This is a genomic window from Bacillus sp. GZB, from assembly GCF_001975995.1.
Lineage (GTDB): Bacteria > Bacillota > Bacilli > Bacillales > Bacillaceae > Bacillus > Bacillus velezensis.
Genome location: NZ_MTQG01000017.1, coordinates 972,615 through 989,885, shown reverse-complemented (window position 1 = coordinate 989,885; position 17,271 = coordinate 972,615). Strand labels below are relative to the sequence as shown.

Genomic DNA, 17,271 nt, shown 5'->3' with positions numbered 1-17,271 from the left:
AGAGTAATAACATGGTTGAATGGGATTTCGGAGAACATCCTATCAGTAACGAAGAAATTCAAGAAGTAGAAAATACGCTACAAGTAAAGTTCCCAAAAGATTACTTAGAATATGTCAAAAGTTATTCTGGCGCAACACCAACTCCTGAGACTTTTGATTTTGAAGGAAGAAAAGGGATTGCTTTCGGATACTTACATAGTTTTCATGAGGATAGTGAGTCATACATAATTAACGTTTCTAATCGTTATCGAGACGGCAGAATGCCTGATAAAGTAATTCCTATTGCGGATGATGTGTTTGGTAATGAGATCTGTTTCGATTTTAGAAAGAATCATAGTAATCCCCCTCTTGTTTTTTGGGATCATGAAATTGCATTTGAAAATCCAGAGGGTGCTCTGAGTCATATATGTAATTCGTTTACGGAATTGGTAGATAAGCTCTACGAAGAATAGAAACAAAAAGTCCATATAAACAAAGCCCTTCCCTTTTGAGAAGGGTTTTTTGTTATTTCAATAATATTTCCAGTATTGCTTTTGTCTTCGGTTCGCAATTCCAATCATTATCAAATCCTTTACAAAGCATAGAAATGAATCCTCCTTTGCTTTAAAATGTAAACGTTCGTTTTAAAATAAGAGGGGGATCATATGATTATTCTTGGTATTGTTGCAACATTAGCAACCTTTGTCTTTATTACAGCATTGATTTTTATCTTCTTTGAAAAAACTAAGAAAATAGGTAAACAAATAGCTCCAATAAGCCTTGTTTTGGCTTTATCTCTTTTTTTCATTATGGGTGCGTTGAATCGAGAGTCTCACGAAACCAAAACTGAGGATGTCACTGCTGCCACAGAAAGTACAGAAGAGGAGCCAATGTATTCTGAAGACGAGGAAGACTCTGACGTCCGGAGTGTTGAAGATAACCAAAAAGAATTTAACTTCAGTCCTGAAGAATTTGTACAGACTTTTAATGAAGCGACTCGAGATATTGAAAGTGATGAAGATATTGAATCCTCTGGTCTCAATCGTATTAATAAAGATAATATCGGAGACTTTGAACTTACCGAAGCCAAAGATGGTACAATTTACACCAGAGAACTGAAAACAGAAACTGATAACTCCGGTGGAACTTTCACTTTGGAAGCATGGTATGACGAGAATCATAAATTCTACCGTTTACATTTATCCACTTCTGGTTCAGATAATATGGCTTCTCAAATAGGCCTGGTTAATACACTTACGGTTTTTCATGCTTTAGGAATTGATATTAAGCATGTAAACGATCTTCTAAAAAGCGAGCAAAATACACTTGAGGTATTTGATGGTGACTATCTTGTTACACTAGCTAAAATTCCTCAAATGTCGTTAATTATAAATATTGAACCAAAATAAAAGCCCCTTTTGGGGGCTTTTTCATTATTTCAAAAGCGTTTTACTTAAACCATTTCCCCATATTGTCCAGACACATACCGCCGTTTGCCGTCGTGGATGACTTCCCAATAGCCTTTAGAGTTGTTTGAACCTTTAACAGAACCTGAGATGTTAATTGTCTTGCCGAGACCAATCGTATCCACATTCTTGGCATTTTTACGGTCTGGTTTGTCCATAATAATGGCTGCACTTTTAACACCAACAATTTTAATTTTGCCTACAGACTTAATACCCCCGCTAGTCTTGTTTGAAGGTTTAGCAGGAGCAGATTTTGAAGAGGTTTTCCCTAACTCTGCATCACTCTTGATATATCTTACGTTAACGTAACCGCTGTATGTGGCTTCTTTAGAATTGGTATATTTAATGTAACCCCAACCATTTTGAGTCGATCCTTTTTTATATTGGACAGTCGAACCTTTAGGAAGAGCAAGCACAATAGACGAGTTGGCATTGCGTTGAGTTCTCACATTAAGGCTGTCAGCAACAACTGTATTTTTAATATAAGATTCTTTTGTTTTATCAACAGGAGAATTTACCGTTTTAGACGGGGCGCCGCTGATACCTGCTTTAAAGGAGTCCCATCGATCAAGCAGCTTGCGCGGACAATACTTGCCGGACCAGTGCTGGTGAGGGACCACGTTTGCAAAGGAAATGCCCTGCTCCTTCATGAGCTTTTTGATCAGCCATTGAGCATTTGCCACGGCTTTCTCAAAATCCCCATCGCTATTCTCGCAAATTTCAATGCCGATAGATTTCCGGTTGCCAGTTCCGCGGTTTCCGTCTCCCGCGTGCCATCCGTTTTCATTCAATGGCAGATGCTGATAAATCTCTTTGTCGTCTACTGTAAAGTGCCAGCTGGTGGGTGTTTCCGGATTTTTCTCATAACGGGCGTGCATAGCTGCGCTTGCCCCTTGTGCCGTGTTTGCCGTGTTATGAACTGTGATGTATGCCGGGTTCATTGCGTATCCCGGTCTGTTATTGTGCCCCGTTGGAATAAAGTCTTTAGTGATTTTCACCATGTTTCATCGTCTCCTTTTGAGTAATAAAATAAGCCGCTGAATTTACTCAGCAGCTTTTTCCTCTTTTTCTGTTTTCTGATCGTTGTCGCTTTCAATCACGTGAAGCCGGTCAGTGATGACGGCCGGAATTTTAACACCGATCTGCGCTAAATTCTCTGTGATGGAAAGGCCCTCATTTGCAATATAAAAAAGAACGGTCGCAAAGGTCAGGACGCCGTTCAGATCCATAATCGTATCAATAGCATTCGCCACGATAACCACAAGAAAACTAAGCATCTTACGCACATAGCCGAACCATGCGCTACGGCTCCGAAGCTCCTTGAATTTCCATGCCTTTATCACACCGGTAATGATGTCAATGATGTTCAGCACCAGCATTAAATCAAGATATTTCACCTCCCCAAAAAGATATGCTCTTGCGATCTGTAAGCTCTCAAAATTCATCCACACGTATATTCCCTCCAATTGTTATCACCTCCTTCGAGGCAAAATAAAAAACACCTCTCCGGGTGTTGATCAGTTTGCGGCGCCGCCTAAATCCACACTGACAGGTTGTTTTGTCATCGGATAGGTCAAGCCGGTTATTTGTTTGTATTCATCTTCTGTAATTCTTCCCCACTCAACAAAACGGGCCACGTCTGCATTACTGTAATACTGCGGTCCCCATCCGTAGATGGTTTTAACGCTTTTAAACCAATCCATCATACCCCTTTCCCTCCCTCCGCCAGCATTAGATAAAGATTTGCAATCATTTGCGCTTGTGACTCGGCCAGGCTCTGTGCTTCCGCAAGCTGCGTTGTAACGGCCGCATTCTGAGCTTTCAATTCATCGACGGGAGAAGGAACGCGTCCGCTTTCAATTTGCTTTTCCAAGGATTTTTTCTCTTCCTCTGTGGCCGCCTCCGTCCATATCTTCTCAGCTGGATGATACATCGCCTTTATAAAAGAAGGAGGCTGGATGATTGTGCAATTATCAGGAATTGTATAGTTTCCTTCTTCATCAGGCTCAATCGGAACGGGTTTGGTCAAAATGAAATTTTCATCGTACTCATAAACCTGAATCATGCTGTCCCTCCTTCCTGAAAGCCCACGACCACATCCAGATAGTAGCCTCCGCCCATCTTACTTGAGTCCGCCGGGTCCGGGTATTTTATTTTCAAGTCTCCATCATCATAAATGATCAAATTTGCTGTGCCGCCTGTACCACTTAACGGCACTGTTATAACGGAACCGCCAGCGGGCGCGTATGCCGCGGGGATGGAGCCGAATATGATTTCGGCGTCTGTTTTCACATGCCCCCGTAAGATTAAAAATGACCCCCACTTTGCATACATCGGTGTCCGCGTCCCTGCTGCGGCTCCGTTCTTCAGCATGATATTGGCATATGTGACAGCTCCGTTCCATGTCTTCCGCTCGGCTGCAGATATATGCCTTTCTTGATTGTAGTTATGCGCTTTGAACTGCCGGGTCATGTCATCCCAATAAGCTTGATCTTCGGCCGTAACGTGAATGTCCGTGTTACTTGCATGGATATTGACTTTATCTCGCGCTCCGTCTTCTGTTTCCTTACTGTCCCAAGCTTTCCGATCAGCTGCAGAAACATGCTTTTCTTGATCGTTCGCATGGGCGTCTACTTTCTTTTGCGCGCCGGAGGGGGTTTCCTTGGCATTCCACGCCTTTCTTTCGGCAGCCGCAATATGCTTTTCTTCATTATTCGCATGTTCATTTGTATAAGCCTTGGCCTTTTCCTCTGCAGCATCCGCTTTTTTCTGCGCGCCCTCTTTCGTTTCAATAGCTTCCAGATCGGCAAATTTCTTCTGTAATTCCTCGACAGTCTGACTGATTTCTTCGACGATGTGGTTTATCCCGTCTCTCAGCGTTTCAAAATCATCAATGTAATAATCAGCTGTCGGAACGATGTTCTGATCCTCTAACGTTTTGGCGATAGAGAAAGTAAAAAATGAAGTCGCCAGCGCTTGGCCGTTCGTGTAATATAGTTTGATTTCCGCCTTAACCGTTCCGTAATGCTTGAGTTCTGCATTGGACAACACATATTCCGCTGTGCCGTTTACCTTGTCAGTGATGGTGAGGCTCTTTTTATAAAACGATCCATCATCATACAGTAAGACAATTTTTGCATCTACGGCTGACAGAGGCAACGGTACACCATCCTTTGTAAAAGAAAAAAACAGCTTTGCGCTGCCCGTGTCTTGCGTCATAAATTGTATATTTGTACTCCGGCCATTGATTGGATTTGTATTAATGTTGATCGGCACGCTGCCCGTTTTATACATCGTCGCTTATCCCTCCTTAGTGCTGCGGTGTAACCATCATTTGCGCCATACCGTACCCTTTTTCCGCATCGTACGGGGATTCAAATCTCATCACGGTTCCGTATCCGCCGCTTTCCGCCTTTGTCGCGATGCCGTCAACTGCTGAAACACTGTCACCGACGTTAACGGTATCATCAACGCGCACGAACACTTGACCAATCAATCCAATAATATGCCACTCGTCTCGTTCCTCTCGTGGCTTGTACTCAGCTTCCGGATCATAGTTCGGGTTCTCAGCTGGAATCGTAATGATGTCGTCACCGTCAAATACTTCCCGGTAGATAATGCCGCCAAATTCATCACGAAGAAAACGCTCATTCCAATAGAAGGCAGCTCCGCCAAGCACAACGCCGGCAGTCTTGGAAACGACGCCGAGTATCTTGTCGCCTTCTTGCGCTTTTCGGATTTTGTCGCCCTCTAACGCTACAAGATAAGACGCCTCTATCTTTGCTCCGTCAGCTGATTCAAAATACTCCGCCAAGTCTTTTAAATTCGATACGCTTTCTATTGCGCCCGTGGCCTTGACTGTTCCGCCCTTTGCGTTAAATTCAATTTTTTTGTTGGCTTCGGAGGCTTTACCGTTTCCATGGCCTAAAACCATTGTGTAAGATTTGCTGTTCTTAGTGGCCTTGGAGAACATGACACCCGAGGACGGCCCGTCTCCTGTTGTATGAGAATCGTATGAAAACATGACACCGTTGCGTGAGCCTTCTGAGGAAGAGCCGCCGGCGTTCCCTGCAAGCAGGTTGCGCTCACCTTTCGCGTACGTCGGCCCCGTACACGCAATAATCGCACTGTATTTCGTAAGTGCATGGCCCGAGCCGGAAGCTGCTCGAAATCCTCCCTTGACGTTATTCGGAACGACTGAATGCTTTTCTCCAGCAAGGACAGCCGCATCTTTATAACCGTAAGCTCTGACAAGAAAAATATTGGTCTGAGTGTTCGGAGAGGTGATGCCGGCCGTTCCGCTTGCTACATGTAGAAGGCCATTTAACAAGTTGACATTACGCACGCCGCCCCCTATCGCGATGCCGGTTCTTGCGGAATCATGGATAACAAAATCAGAAATAAATACATCATCGGTCATCTGATCGCCTCCGGTAATATAAATGTCACAATCAGCCTTTTTAAATCCGGTTATATGCAAGTTATTTACTGTTATCTTCCTGCTCTTATACTGGAAGGCAATGATCGACCCGTCTTTGTAGTCATATGTTGGATCGCCAATCGCTTTAAAACCGATTATCTGAACACGCTGGTACGCCGAAACGACAAGGGCTTTCGGAGCTAATCCTTCATAAAGCGAATTATAGACGGGTTCACGGGATGTGCAGTCTACTAACGTCACATCACGAGCCGTCTCGCTCCAAGGGTCTTTTACAAGATGGTGATCAATATGCCGTAAATCAAATGAGCGAACGTCACGAAATGATTCATGACCGCGAATGTGAACGTCACTCGGTGCCGGCCATTCCTTATGAGCTTTTACCTCTACGCCCCGCACATTCCCCTCCGTATAATTATCTATAACCCAGACATGCTTAGAGCCGTCGTCCACTTCAATTCCATTTGAATTGGCTCCGCCTTTACGGTGTGCAGTGCCACGCGGATTCGTCATCACATTGTTTGTGATGAAAACATACTCGCTGTAATGGGTCGTAATGCCGTCGTCACCATACCCCGAGCCGACACACTTGTCGATCCAAATATATTTGCTCCCCGTTGCCGTGTAATCTTTTGCTGTGATGTCATAAGAAGGCGCTGATACATCAAAACAATGTAAGCCGGGATTAATGCCTTCAACACCACGTGCAATGCCAAACTTTACTTGCGCAAAAAGCAGACAGCTTGAATGTACACCACCGGTTGCACTTACGCCGCCCTGGCGATCAGGGTTCCAGTCAAGCGACATACCCTCCACTACGATATTCCGGTTACCTTTCGCATGATCAGCATTTGTGACAACCCACTCACTGGCCGGCGTGTCCTCGTGCAGCTTTAGAGTGGTGACGCCCATGCCCTGGCCGATCAAATACGTCCATGACGGCAGCTTGATGCCCCTTATGACATATTCGCCGGCTGATAGATTGAGCCGCACCTTTCCGTTTCCGATCGCTCTTTTGAATGCTTCTGTGCTGTCTGTCTCCCCGGTAGGGTCGGCCCCGTAGTCGTCTACGTTAACGTTTCTGGTGATTTTACGCAGAAGTTTGTTATATTCCTTATCGAGACGCTCTTTCAGCAATGGGGCAATTTCCCCATCAGCATTAACACGGGCGTCCACTACTTCTTTTACATTTGTTCCATCGGCATTAAGAATGAGATTGCGCACCCGATTATAGAGGCCGTCAATATAAGTTCGTAAGGAAAAGCCTCCGTGATCAATTTGCTCAGATGTATGTGCCGTAGTAGCTTTCTTATGACGTGTAATTTCACTTTCAAGCCCGTTTATGCTACTCTCGATAGCTTCCATATCACCAGATAGCTCATCCTCATAACGAGAGTTTCTAGTGGTATCATAATTTTTTTTCAACCTCAACACTGTATTCACTCTCCTTTTCGACAAAATAAAAAACGCCTATCAAAGCGCTGTCAGTATTTGATCAATATATCGTTTTTGTTCTCTCAGCTTCTTCGCTTGATTCACCGCGATATCTTGTATATCTTTTCTGAAATTGGCAAAAGTCAGCTTCGGGCTGCTGTATGGATTTAGCGGATTGTATTGGATCGTTAAGAGCCGCACATCATCCTCATAAGTCGTTCCGTCTGCTGTGTCGGCTAAAATGTGGACTGTATCGCCTTTCCAGAACGGCTTTTCAATTTTGAGCAATTTTGGTTCGTATACATATTGATAATCTACACTTACAACTGTTTCTGGGTATGGATTCACATGTTTTTTCAGCGCAGAAACCATGCTGCCCGACTTTTTTATAGTTTCGTCTCTGATCGGGTCGGCCCACTTCGGCTTACCTTCCCGCAGGAATTTCTTTTCCTCTGGATGGATATACAAGATTGGCTCAAATACGTATTTCGGTTTTTTGTCATTGCTCTTACTGTCTTTAGACATCGCGCCGTATCCCCATGCACGAGTAGAACAGTTTTGCGAGTTGGTTTTGATACTGATGCCCGGCATATTATAACGAGAGTCAAATGTGAAAGGGATCTCTTTCCCCATTTTCTTATAGACATGAATTTTATAATTATCCACGTCAAGCTCTAACTCATAATCATTTATGAGCTGATCTATTAATTCGGTAGAGTTTTTATCACCAAAATTCTCTTCTTCGGCGGTGGCGAATTTGCTTTGTGGCTCTTCCAGCACATATGAAAAATCAGTACCTTTTAACGCAATGTCAAAGGCCTCTTTTACGGTCAATTTCTTCGTTACTGTATCATCCACTCGATTCTCAGCAAGTAAAACGGTAAATATATGATTGGCCGTGATTGTTTTTGTCAGGACGTTTTTAGCCTGCTTCAAGTCTACATCTGTAATATAGTATTTTTGTTGTTTGAATCTTCTTTCGTCAATGTAAAGAATATTGTCGTTGACCAGTAAATCGAATTCAGTCGCATTGCTCTCTGTTTTGGTAATTGTAAAGGTAAAGCTCTTTTTTCCGGTAGTATCGTCTGTAAGATCAACGATCACGCCTGTTACTTCCACAACGTCATTTCCGTCTTTCGTGGAAACATGCAGCTGAGGAAAGTCCACATCTGACGGCAATTTTTTATTAAGAGGGATGTCGTTACCCGCGTATTCTTTACTCGGAAAGCTCGGTTCCTCTTCCGGGGTCTCCGGGGATTCTGGATCATCAGGCTCGTTCGGCAATTCTGACGCATCGTCATATTGCATCAACTTATACTGTTCAATCATGGTAATTAATTTATTAGCATAGTTGATGTCTGTTGCATAGCCAGCTTTTTGAACGGCTCGGCATGCTTTTTTATAATCCGTTTCCCCTACCACTGCTTTATACCGATCAAGACGATTATATAAGCTTCCCAGATCGGCCAAACTCTCAGCGTATGAAGGGTACTTTCTGAATTTAGCTTGTACCCTCTCAACATTTCCGTATTTGTCCTGCTCGCTGGTCCACATCAACACGTATTTTCCGTTATAGGTCCCTTTTATCCCAAACAAATTGAAAGCTTGTTTGGAAAGGCCGCTCGTGCCGAACCCACTTTCCAGACAGCCTTGAGCAATGACAAGGCTGGCAAGGACATTATATTTTTTCCGTACCTTTTGCGCCCCGGGTACCAGGCTTTTAATAAAGTCAGCCGCAGCCATGTCATCCCTCCTTACTTATAATAAAAACGAGTATCAAATAAAATTTCAAAGTCATTTGAGTTTATAATTTCAAAATCGTTCCATCCTACATCCAGTGTCGGCAGACGGCCGGATGTTTTCAGACGCTTATCCCCGATTACAGTATACTGCCTGATGAATGTGACTTTTTGCGGGCGTTTAAGCTCCTGCTCAATTTTCAATTTTTCCCCGTTCGTTTGGTTCGCAATGGTTACGTTTGTCCCTTTGGCCCACAGAAAGACGTTATAATCATGCTGCAAAGTGTTGACCGCGGCGCCGCCGGGGTTGTAAACGCTGAATCGTTTTTGGTTCTTGAAATGATATTCAAGATCATCTCTCCGAAGGATTCCCATGCCGGGACTCCAGTGCTCTCCATTGAAATTCTGGATGGTAGAAGAGGTATATTTCGACTCGGCAAGCCCCAGAATGTCCGTGAAATCCACTGTAAATGTGGCATGATTTTTCTGTTTGTCCTTAGGGATAGAAAAATTCCCGTCACACGTAACAAGAAATCGACGGTTAGGCAGAAGGTCCGTCGAAATATAATAAGGAAACGGCTGCACTAACAATGAATATAGTTCATGCCGGTTTTGATAAAAGGTTTCGGGAATGATGGAATCAATTAAAAATTCAACCTTGATGCTTCTCTCTTTGTAAACAACGTCCCGAGGGTGCTGCGTTGGCACTAAACCATTTATCCTCTGAAGTGATGATGTTTCTCGTTCAATATTCGGTGAGTCAGGCGTGAAGCTGCGCACCTTAAAACGAGGGAGAATGCGTGATAAGCTTTGTTCTCCCATACCGTTATTAAAATCAATATATAAATCTAGCATTATGATCTGACACCGCCTTTATAGGCATTCTGGTTGTATCGGTCTGCAGCTTTCTGGTCAAGTATCCTGCCATCTCCTTTTTCAAAAGCGATCGTCGCAATTTGTTGGCCGTCCATATGCACCGCAGCCGGATGGATGATAATAGGCTGCTGAGGTATCGCGGCCTGGCCTGCCCCGCCAGACTGTTGCTGTGACAGAAGTGTGATTAGAGCGTCGAGTTTTTGGTTTAAGGCAGGCGTGTCAACTTCATTCCGAACAGTAAGCTCCGACTTCATTGAAATGAGCTGATCAGCAGCCCCCTTTATGTTGAAAGCCATCTGATTTAATTCCTGCTTAAACGAGGTCATCGCGTTCTGTGCCATAAAAGCAGCGCTTTGTTTTACGTTTTTGGCCTTGTCCTCTATCCCTAACGCAAACCCATCAGAAAAGTTGTTTCCTTCCGCTTTTGTTAGTTTGGAGGGAGAATGAGAGTCAATTGACTTTTTTAAGGTCCGCAAGGCGGATTTCCCCAGATTCCATGCCGCACTGAAGAGAGAGCTGTTTTTTGATCCCATTCCATTTATAAAGCCAGTAACAAAATCGGTACCGACACCTTGTGTCTTAACGCTTTTCAGCCCTGTTTTTGCGCTGTTTGCAACACTTTTTCCGGCGCTGTTTGCTGAGCCTTTTTTGCTAAGAACGCCGCTGGCTAATTCAGTTCCGGCCTTTTTACCGCCTCCGCCGTCTGAGGTTTTGGCTAAATTGCTCGTTACCGATGAGCTAAGAGAGCCGGCCGCAGATGTATTGGCGCCTTTGGTAGACGTTAAACCAGCTTTATGCTTATTTCCTTTGTTTTGTCCTGCTGCATTTGCTTGCCCGCCGCCTTTCCTCATCTCGCTTAAAGCAGATTGGAGTATAGACGCCCCCGCTTGTGCATTACCGGGCTTTGTAGAATTGATACCTGTACGAAAGGCATTTCCTTTATTTTGTCCGGCCTGTGCGGGCGTGGCATTATCTGCGGAAAGCGAATTGTTAAGGGCTTGCTGTAAGACCGTTCCCCCACCAATCACTGCTGGTGTGGACTGCTTCAAACCGGCAGAAAAATCCTCAGCAACCTTCTTCCCTGATTGGCTGGCGCTTGTCGGCTTATCTAATTCCCCTTCAACATTGGCAACCATCTGACTTGCTTCTTCACGGGCTTGTTCTTTGGTCATCCCCATACCTTGGTAAAACTCTTCTAAAGCCTGTTGGGTTGTCTCAATCGCTTTTTCTTTGGACTGCCCTAATTTTTGAAGATAGTCTATTTGCCGTGCCGCCCATCGTTCTTGATATGCGGCCTCCTGTTCTTCAGCTTGCGACGCTATTCCCATAGAGTTAGTAGTAAACTCCGTTTGTCTCTCAAGAGCCTTTCCTGTTTCTAAATCAAGGAGTTTCCCATCTCTCGACATTTTAGAAAACAAGGCTCTCGAGTTTTTTTCGTAGACATCGGTATTTTTGGTTAAAGCTGTATTATAGTCAGCTGTGCTTTTGCTCAGTAATGATCTTCTTTGTTCAGCCTCTATATATCCCTGCGCAAATAACTTCTCAATAACATCATTTCTGTATTCCATGTCTTTCTTGGCGGCTTGTTTACCATCGTCATAGACTTTTTTAATGTCGTTGTTGTACTTCTGAGCTTGTTTAAATGAAAGCTGTCCTTGCTGATCCGTTACTACTTTTTGCATTGCTAATGCTTCTTTTTGATTGGCCGCAAATTTACTTGTAGACAATTCAAAATAGGAAACAATGTCATTGAATTGCTTCTTTTGTGAGGCATTCATGTTGGAAGTGACGAGGCCCGTCTCTTTTTGTAGAGCATTTAACTGTTTCAGTTTATTTCTAGCCTCTTGCATATCTTTATCAATTGCGCCAACCATCTTGTCAGTCATCTTTTCGCCGGCTTTTTTTGTTTTCTCATCGGTGTCCGCGTATAGCCCTTTTAAGACAACCAGAGCATCCTTTTTAAGTCCTTCAAGTTCTTGTATCAACTGGTCGCGCATGCTGGCATATGTTTCAACTAATTTAGCTGACATCTTTTGAGCTTCTGAACCAGATACCCGCGTCAATTCAAACAGCTGCAGTTCTGCCTTTTCCCTTAAATCCACATAGGCGGAAGCAGATTTTTGTGTTGCTTTAGAAACGCCATCGCCGTAAAGCAAGGCGGATTCCCGCGCCTCTTCTTGCTGCTTTTTCTGGTTCTTCAATTGCTCAGTGTAAGCGTAAGTAGCAACCGAAATACCGCCAAGCAACGCTGTGCCTCCCACAATCGCAAGGCCGACAGGACCGGTAAACGCCAAAAGCGCTCCTATTCCAGCTGTAAGGGTGGCGACAGCTGTCGTAACCCCTAATACACCTGTTGCCAGAACGGCTGTTTTCGCTATGGTTTGCACGGTGCCGGAATCCAGATTATTAAACATCATAATCAAGTCGCTGCCCTTGTTTGCTAAATCGCCCAGGGCAGGCAAAAGGCTTTCCGTCAGTTTGATTTTTGCCCCTTCAAGTGCTGACTGAAAAGCTACTATGCTTCCGTGTGCATTATCCAGCATCGTATCCGCCATCTTTTTGGCGGCTCCATCTGATTTTTCAAGCGCCTTGGTATTATCCCCCAGAGCCTTTGAACCTTTTTGAAGAAGGACAGCCCAATGTTTATATGCTTCAGCGCCCACAATCGTTTTTAATGCGGCCGCTTGTTGCTCTTTGGTCATGCCTTTCAGACCTTTTTCCATTTCCTCAACGACTTCCGGCATGCTTTTCATGTTTCCGGCTGCATCGAAGAAATCAAAACCTAATTTTTTGACAAGCTTCGAAGCCTTCCCCGTTGGCGAAGCGAGACGGATCAAGGATGTACCAAAAGCCTGCCCTGCAATTGAACCTTGCAGACCTGCGTCACCAAAAGCCATAATGGCGGCCGCTGATTCTTCCATTCCCCAACCAAGAGAATTAGCGTTCGGCGCCAAAAACTTCATGGCTTCGCCCATCTGTTCGACGTTGGTGTTTGCGTTGGCTGCGGCGTAAGCAATGACGTCCGAGGCGTGTCCTGACTCTTTTGCTTTTAGAGCAAAGGCAGACATGATATTTGATGTAATATCCGCGGCTGCACCTAATTCCAGTTGGCCGGCTGCCGCCAGACTGAGCATCCCGGGCATTGCATCATAAATGTCATTAACCTTAAATCCGGCCATTGCCAAAAAACCCTGTGCATCCGCTGCCTGACTTGCTGTAAAGACAGTGGTTGCACCGAGTTCTTTTGCTTGCTCTCTCAATTTCGCGATTTCTGCCGCCGATCCGCCGGAAATGGCCTGGACCTTACTCATTTGCTTTTCAAAGTCAATACCGACCTGAACAGCATCACGTAGGGACAGAGCCAACGCACCAAAGGCGATGCCCGATGTCATAGCTACTGACGAACCAACGGAACGCATTTTTCCGCCAATTGAATCCATTCGTTCGCCCATGATCCGAACGCGGGAGGAAGCTCTTTTCGCTGCCTCCTCTAACGCTTTTATCCTCTGAGTCGTACTATTTAGCGCGTTTTGCGTCTTATTCATTGCGGCAGTAGCATTATTTAAACGGCGGGCGAGGGTTTGCGTTTCTTTTATGTCTTTCCCTTTTTTTATAGCCGCGTCTGCGTAAGCTCTCTCAAGCGCCTTTACTCTGCGTTTATGTGTTTCCAATTGTTGTGTTAATGTTTTTTCGGTTACTTGAGCAGTTTTTAATTCGTTTCCCCACACACCCACTGCCGTACGGTTTTTTTCAAATTCCGACTTCAAATTTTTCATTTGAACAGCACAGGCGCTCATTTCTTTTTTAAACTCAGATGAATTCGAATACAGCCTGACCTTTATGTCTTTGCTCAATCGGGCACCTCCTTATCCGAGAATTTGATCAATATACATAGGTTCATCATTGTTTTTTGCCTTCGTTCGTGCCTTCTCTTGTGATTTTCTCCGAGCCAGTCTTTTCAGATGATAGACAATGTCCATTTCGTCAATTTGATTCTGCGTATATCCTATTTCCTCAAGGGCGTTGTACATATCAAGGACTGACTCAGACAGACTTACTCCCCCGGCTCTTCACCATTGGAAATTTCTCCGCTACTTAAAAGAGCCGTTGCATCTGCAATGTTCCCCAACACATACTGTGCAGCAGCAAAAATTGTCCTTCCTGCTAACCGGGCGTCAATCCCTTCTTCAAACTCATCAGGCGTGAATTTCTGGCCAAAGGTATTACAGACGAATTCAATTTGTTCATCAGTAAAAAGACGTTCAGAATCTTGGGATTCAAAATCATCAGTAATTTTTGCAGCCTTCCGGAACAATAAACCTGTAATATGGTCAGGTGTAACAAATTTTTTATCTTTGCCATCAAGCCGAAGTGTAATAGACAATGCTTCCATGTAAGTTCCTCCTTTTCCATATAAAAAGAGCGCTCTTAGGCGCTCAATGAATTATTTACCAACATCAACGACAGGCGGTTCCTCTTTTGTGATGTCCTTATAGACAACTTGTTTAAACCATGTTTCGGCGTTGATTCCGTTGCCCTCTTCCGCCTTTGCTTCCCATCTTTTCTTTCCTTTTTTCAAATTTGTTAACGGGCTGAATTTTATTTTGACTTGGGTAGGTTGAGGAGAAGGTTTTCCTTCCTCTGTTTTATGTTCAACAGGTACTAATTCTGGTTTTCCTTTCAAGGCCCAATAATAACGGTATCCACCCGTTGAGATTTTGGCGCGGAAACCCAATGCAATTTCAAGAGTCCTGTCATCTGCACTAGAGAAATGAATACCACCTTCAACTGTTTTCCCGAAAATTTTCGCCTGCATATCAAGGGGTAAATCCGCAACTTCCATTTCCCCGTCAATGTCTCCTAAGCTGCTTAACTGTGCAAACGCACCGTTATCTGCATAGAAGGTTTCTGTTTCAGATTTCGGATCAAGTTTCATACTAACTGCGCCTGGCAATTCATCTGGAACCGAAAATTCAAGTTCATCTTTCGTGTCTTTCAATACTTCGGCGATATGAAACATATCCAAGCCGGATAATACTTTCCCCATCTAATTTACCTCCTGATAATAGGTTTTTTTATAACGTCTGGCCTTATGAAAGACCTTTGTGTCTGTTTCGTATAAATCTTGAGAATCATACCGGCTGTAGCCGATTCCCCGCATAAGCCTGTCTATTTCGGCAGCAATCGTTGTTTCTTTGCCGCGGGTGCTCGCTTGAGTGAATATGCTGATCTGATAACGCACCTCAAACGAATAGGCCTTGTTGTCTGCAAAGTCCTCATCAGCGTCTTGAATCTCTGAAAAAACTACTCTTGGAAATGCGCTGACATCATTCGCACCGAGGTTATGAATTCCGCCAGATGCCAGGCCTTTTAATAAGGCACTGGAATTAAGTGTGCTCACCAATTCAATTTTAGGAGAGTAGGTCATTTGATCGGCGCTGTAAGTATTCGCTCCATTAATTCCACAGCAGGCCCCTCCCCTTCTTTCCCGCCTTTTTCTATGAACGGTTGCGGCGGCATTTTTGAAGTTCCCCACTCCAAGAAACTCCCGCGATACGCTACCTTTTTATTCGGACCAACAGCCACAAACCTCACTCCGTCCTTGGATTCTCTGACATTGGAGACTGTGATGTTGTCCTGCATATGAGGTTGTTTTTTATCACTCCGGTTAACATGGGAGCGTTGCCGTTCAGCGATAATTTCACCGCCGGCCTTTAGCGCTACGGGTTCCACCTTTTCGATGTCTCCGCCGATTTTTTCAAAATACTGCGTTAGATCATCTATGCCGTCAAAGCTCATATCAGCCATTGATTCCCACCTCCTGACAAAGAATCTCAAGCTCTTCCCCTTGATCATCCGGATCGTTAGTGTCCAAAATATCAAAAACGCGTTCCGTCTTTTCTTTAGGAACGCGCTTAACAATCCGCATATTCGGTTTTATATCCTTCCGGTAACGCACCGTGATTTTTTTGGGGGTCTTGACTCCCAATGCTCCGGCAATCATAGATTCGCTATTCCCAAGAGAACCAGCCCCCTCCACAGCTCCCCAGACCGTGAATAAGTCCACATAGGTTGCATTCCAGTTACCTTCTTCATCCTGTGTCTCGGTTTTCTTTTGAAAGGTCAGACGGTGCCGGAGTTGGCTGATCTTTTTTCTCATTTTCTAGTTCCTCCACAGATACATAACGCAGCTGCGTCAATATATTTTCAGCAGTAAAAGGGATAGACGAGCCGGTTTTCCCAGACTCATATATCCCTTTGTTTTCATACCAATGTTCAACAAGCATTTGAAGTACCAGCTCAAATTGCGGGTGCCCTTCAATATACCGGCCTATTCCATTGATGATATGACTTTTGGCCGCCGCTATTTGATTCAAGAGCTGGCGATCATCCTCTTCATGCTCGACCTTTAAATAGTTTTTAATAGCCTCTAAATCCATTCAGGACACACCGCCTATTCTGTCGGTTCTTCTTCGGTTCCTTTCAAAGCAGCCAGGTCACTTTCAAGGTTATTCATTTTTTGTTTCAATTCATCAAGCACTTTTGTAATTTCGCTGTTTAGATGCTCCGGCATCACGCTGCCAGTTCCGATGTTTTTACTCCGGACGGATTTTTCTGCAAGCATTTCATACGTAATGCTGCTTTCTTCAATAACGGCCGGATCACCCTTGTCTCCTTTCTCACCTTGCGGGCCTTGCTCGCCAGTATCTCCCTTTGGTCCGGCCGGTCCCGGTTCACCTTGTGGTCCCTGTTCCCCGGGTTCCCCCTTATCGCCTTTTGGTCCTTGCGGGCCGGGTTCCCCCGGTTCTCCTTGAGGACCTTGTTTACCGGTATCGCCTTTGTCTCCTTTCTCACCTTTTTCACCCTGCAGTCCTTTTACAAAAAGCGGATTTTCTTCGCTGTTTTCTTTGAGATAGACCGGCGTTATCGCCTTGCCGTCTTTTCCTTTTTCAGATGAAGTTTTGATTCCATTACTTTCATATAAATAATCTTCAGCCATCTGTAATCATCCTTTTCCTTTTATTTTTTATTCCGTTTTTCCGTCAGACTGAGAACCGGCAAGCTCTTTCAATTTATCTTCTATAGCCTTGAGACGATCTAAAACAGATGAATTTAAGTGTTCTTCCATTACACTGCCGGTGCCGATATTCCTGCTGCGGACCGACTTATCCGCCAACATTTCATTGGTTACGCTTCCGGGTCCTGGTTCAGATTGGTTGCCGCCTAAACTGACCTCTTGTCCATCTTTAATGACCTTGCCCCCGGCAATTTCTAAAATACCGCCGATGACGGTACGATTTCCCCCGTCGGCGGTGTAGTTTTTTGGTATACGCATGGT

General features: G+C 44.4%; 19 protein-coding genes. 2 read left to right on the top strand and 17 right to left on the bottom strand.

What is annotated here, in order from left to right; all coding sequences use genetic code 11:
* Positions 1-11 precede the first annotated feature (11 nt).
* Together BXO87_RS16125 and BXO87_RS16120 are read left to right on the top strand one after the other, a co-directional pair.
* Positions 12-452: an SMI1/KNR4 family protein gene (locus BXO87_RS16125; protein ID WP_024085400.1), complete on the top strand. Its 441-nt coding sequence runs from the start codon at positions 12-14 to the stop codon at positions 450-452.
* Between the two features lie 192 nt (positions 453-644).
* Entirely contained in the window at positions 645-1,388 is a 744-nt protein-coding gene (locus BXO87_RS16120) for a hypothetical protein (protein WP_024085401.1), read from the top strand.
* A 44-nt stretch (positions 1,389-1,432) separates the two neighbouring features.
* On the opposite strand, the gene BXO87_RS16115 is transcribed toward BXO87_RS16120, so the two are convergent.
* The 17 genes from BXO87_RS16115 to BXO87_RS16035 form a co-directional block, all read right to left on the bottom strand.
* A complete protein-coding gene (locus BXO87_RS16115; protein WP_024085402.1) occupies positions 1,433-2,446 on the bottom strand; it encodes an N-acetylmuramoyl-L-alanine amidase in 1,014 nt (337 codons plus the stop codon).
* A 42-nt stretch (positions 2,447-2,488) separates the two neighbouring features.
* Positions 2,489-2,911: a phage holin family protein gene (locus BXO87_RS16110; protein WP_024085403.1), complete on the bottom strand. Its 423-nt coding sequence runs from the start codon at positions 2,909-2,911 to the stop codon at positions 2,489-2,491.
* Between the two features lie 51 nt (positions 2,912-2,962).
* Positions 2,963-3,151: an XkdX family protein gene (locus BXO87_RS16105; RefSeq protein WP_038458253.1), complete on the bottom strand. Its 189-nt coding sequence runs from the start codon at positions 3,149-3,151 to the stop codon at positions 2,963-2,965.
* Positions 3,148-3,510, bottom strand: a complete 363-nt coding sequence (locus tag BXO87_RS16100) for a hypothetical protein (protein WP_015968232.1) — start codon at positions 3,508-3,510, stop codon at positions 3,148-3,150. Before BXO87_RS16100 ends, BXO87_RS16105 begins: the two co-directional genes overlap by 4 nt.
* A complete protein-coding gene (locus BXO87_RS16095; protein ID WP_038458260.1) occupies positions 3,507-4,739 on the bottom strand; it encodes a phage baseplate upper protein in 1,233 nt (410 codons plus the stop codon). The genes BXO87_RS16100 and BXO87_RS16095 overlap by 4 nt, the downstream gene beginning before the upstream one ends.
* 16 nt (positions 4,740-4,755) lie before the next feature.
* Complete coding sequence (locus BXO87_RS16090) at positions 4,756-7,248, bottom strand: peptidase G2 autoproteolytic cleavage domain-containing protein (RefSeq protein ID WP_236824408.1); 2,493 nt, start codon at positions 7,246-7,248, stop codon at positions 4,756-4,758.
* A gap of 108 nt (positions 7,249-7,356) precedes the next feature.
* Positions 7,357-9,060 carry a phage tail spike protein gene (locus tag BXO87_RS16085; protein WP_024085407.1) on the bottom strand — a complete coding sequence of 568 codons (1,704 nt, stop codon included), beginning with the start codon at positions 9,058-9,060 and terminating at the stop codon, positions 7,357-7,359.
* An 11-nt stretch (positions 9,061-9,071) separates the two neighbouring features.
* A complete protein-coding gene (locus BXO87_RS16080; protein ID WP_024085408.1) occupies positions 9,072-9,911 on the bottom strand; it encodes a phage tail domain-containing protein in 840 nt (279 codons plus the stop codon).
* Positions 9,911-13,786, bottom strand: a complete 3,876-nt coding sequence (locus tag BXO87_RS16075) for a phage tail tape measure protein (protein WP_038458265.1) — start codon at positions 13,784-13,786, stop codon at positions 9,911-9,913. The genes BXO87_RS16080 and BXO87_RS16075 overlap by 1 nt, the downstream gene beginning before the upstream one ends.
* A 200-nt stretch (positions 13,787-13,986) precedes the next feature.
* The gene (gpG, locus tag BXO87_RS16070) at positions 13,987-14,325 is read right to left on the bottom strand and encodes a phage tail assembly chaperone G (protein ID WP_015968224.1); all 339 of its coding nucleotides are present in this window, start codon (positions 14,323-14,325) and stop codon (positions 13,987-13,989) included.
* Positions 14,326-14,376: 51 nt separating this feature from the next.
* Positions 14,377-14,979, bottom strand: a complete 603-nt coding sequence (locus tag BXO87_RS16065; RefSeq protein WP_038458268.1) for a major tail protein — start codon at positions 14,977-14,979, stop codon at positions 14,377-14,379.
* Entirely contained in the window at positions 14,980-15,360 is a 381-nt protein-coding gene (gene gp17 / locus BXO87_RS16060) for a tail completion protein gp17 (protein ID WP_024085411.1), read from the bottom strand.
* On the bottom strand, positions 15,357-15,740 hold the full coding sequence (locus BXO87_RS16055) for an HK97-gp10 family putative phage morphogenesis protein (protein ID WP_024085412.1): 384 nt from the start codon (positions 15,738-15,740) through the stop codon (positions 15,357-15,359). Before BXO87_RS16055 ends, gp17 begins: the two co-directional genes overlap by 4 nt.
* Positions 15,733-16,092: a phage head closure protein gene (locus BXO87_RS16050; RefSeq protein ID WP_032858691.1), complete on the bottom strand. Its 360-nt coding sequence runs from the start codon at positions 16,090-16,092 to the stop codon at positions 15,733-15,735. Before BXO87_RS16050 ends, BXO87_RS16055 begins: the two co-directional genes overlap by 8 nt.
* Complete coding sequence (locus BXO87_RS16045) at positions 16,025-16,372, bottom strand: head-tail connector protein (RefSeq protein ID WP_024085414.1); 348 nt, start codon at positions 16,370-16,372, stop codon at positions 16,025-16,027. Before BXO87_RS16045 ends, BXO87_RS16050 begins: the two co-directional genes overlap by 68 nt.
* A 14-nt stretch (positions 16,373-16,386) precedes the next feature.
* A complete protein-coding gene (locus BXO87_RS16040) occupies positions 16,387-16,932 on the bottom strand; it encodes a collagen-like domain-containing protein (protein ID WP_024085415.1) in 546 nt (181 codons plus the stop codon).
* A gap of 27 nt (positions 16,933-16,959) precedes the next feature.
* On the bottom strand, positions 16,960-17,268 hold the full coding sequence (locus tag BXO87_RS16035; protein WP_038458271.1) for a hypothetical protein: 309 nt from the start codon (positions 17,266-17,268) through the stop codon (positions 16,960-16,962).
* Between the last annotated feature and the right edge of the window lie 3 nt (positions 17,269-17,271).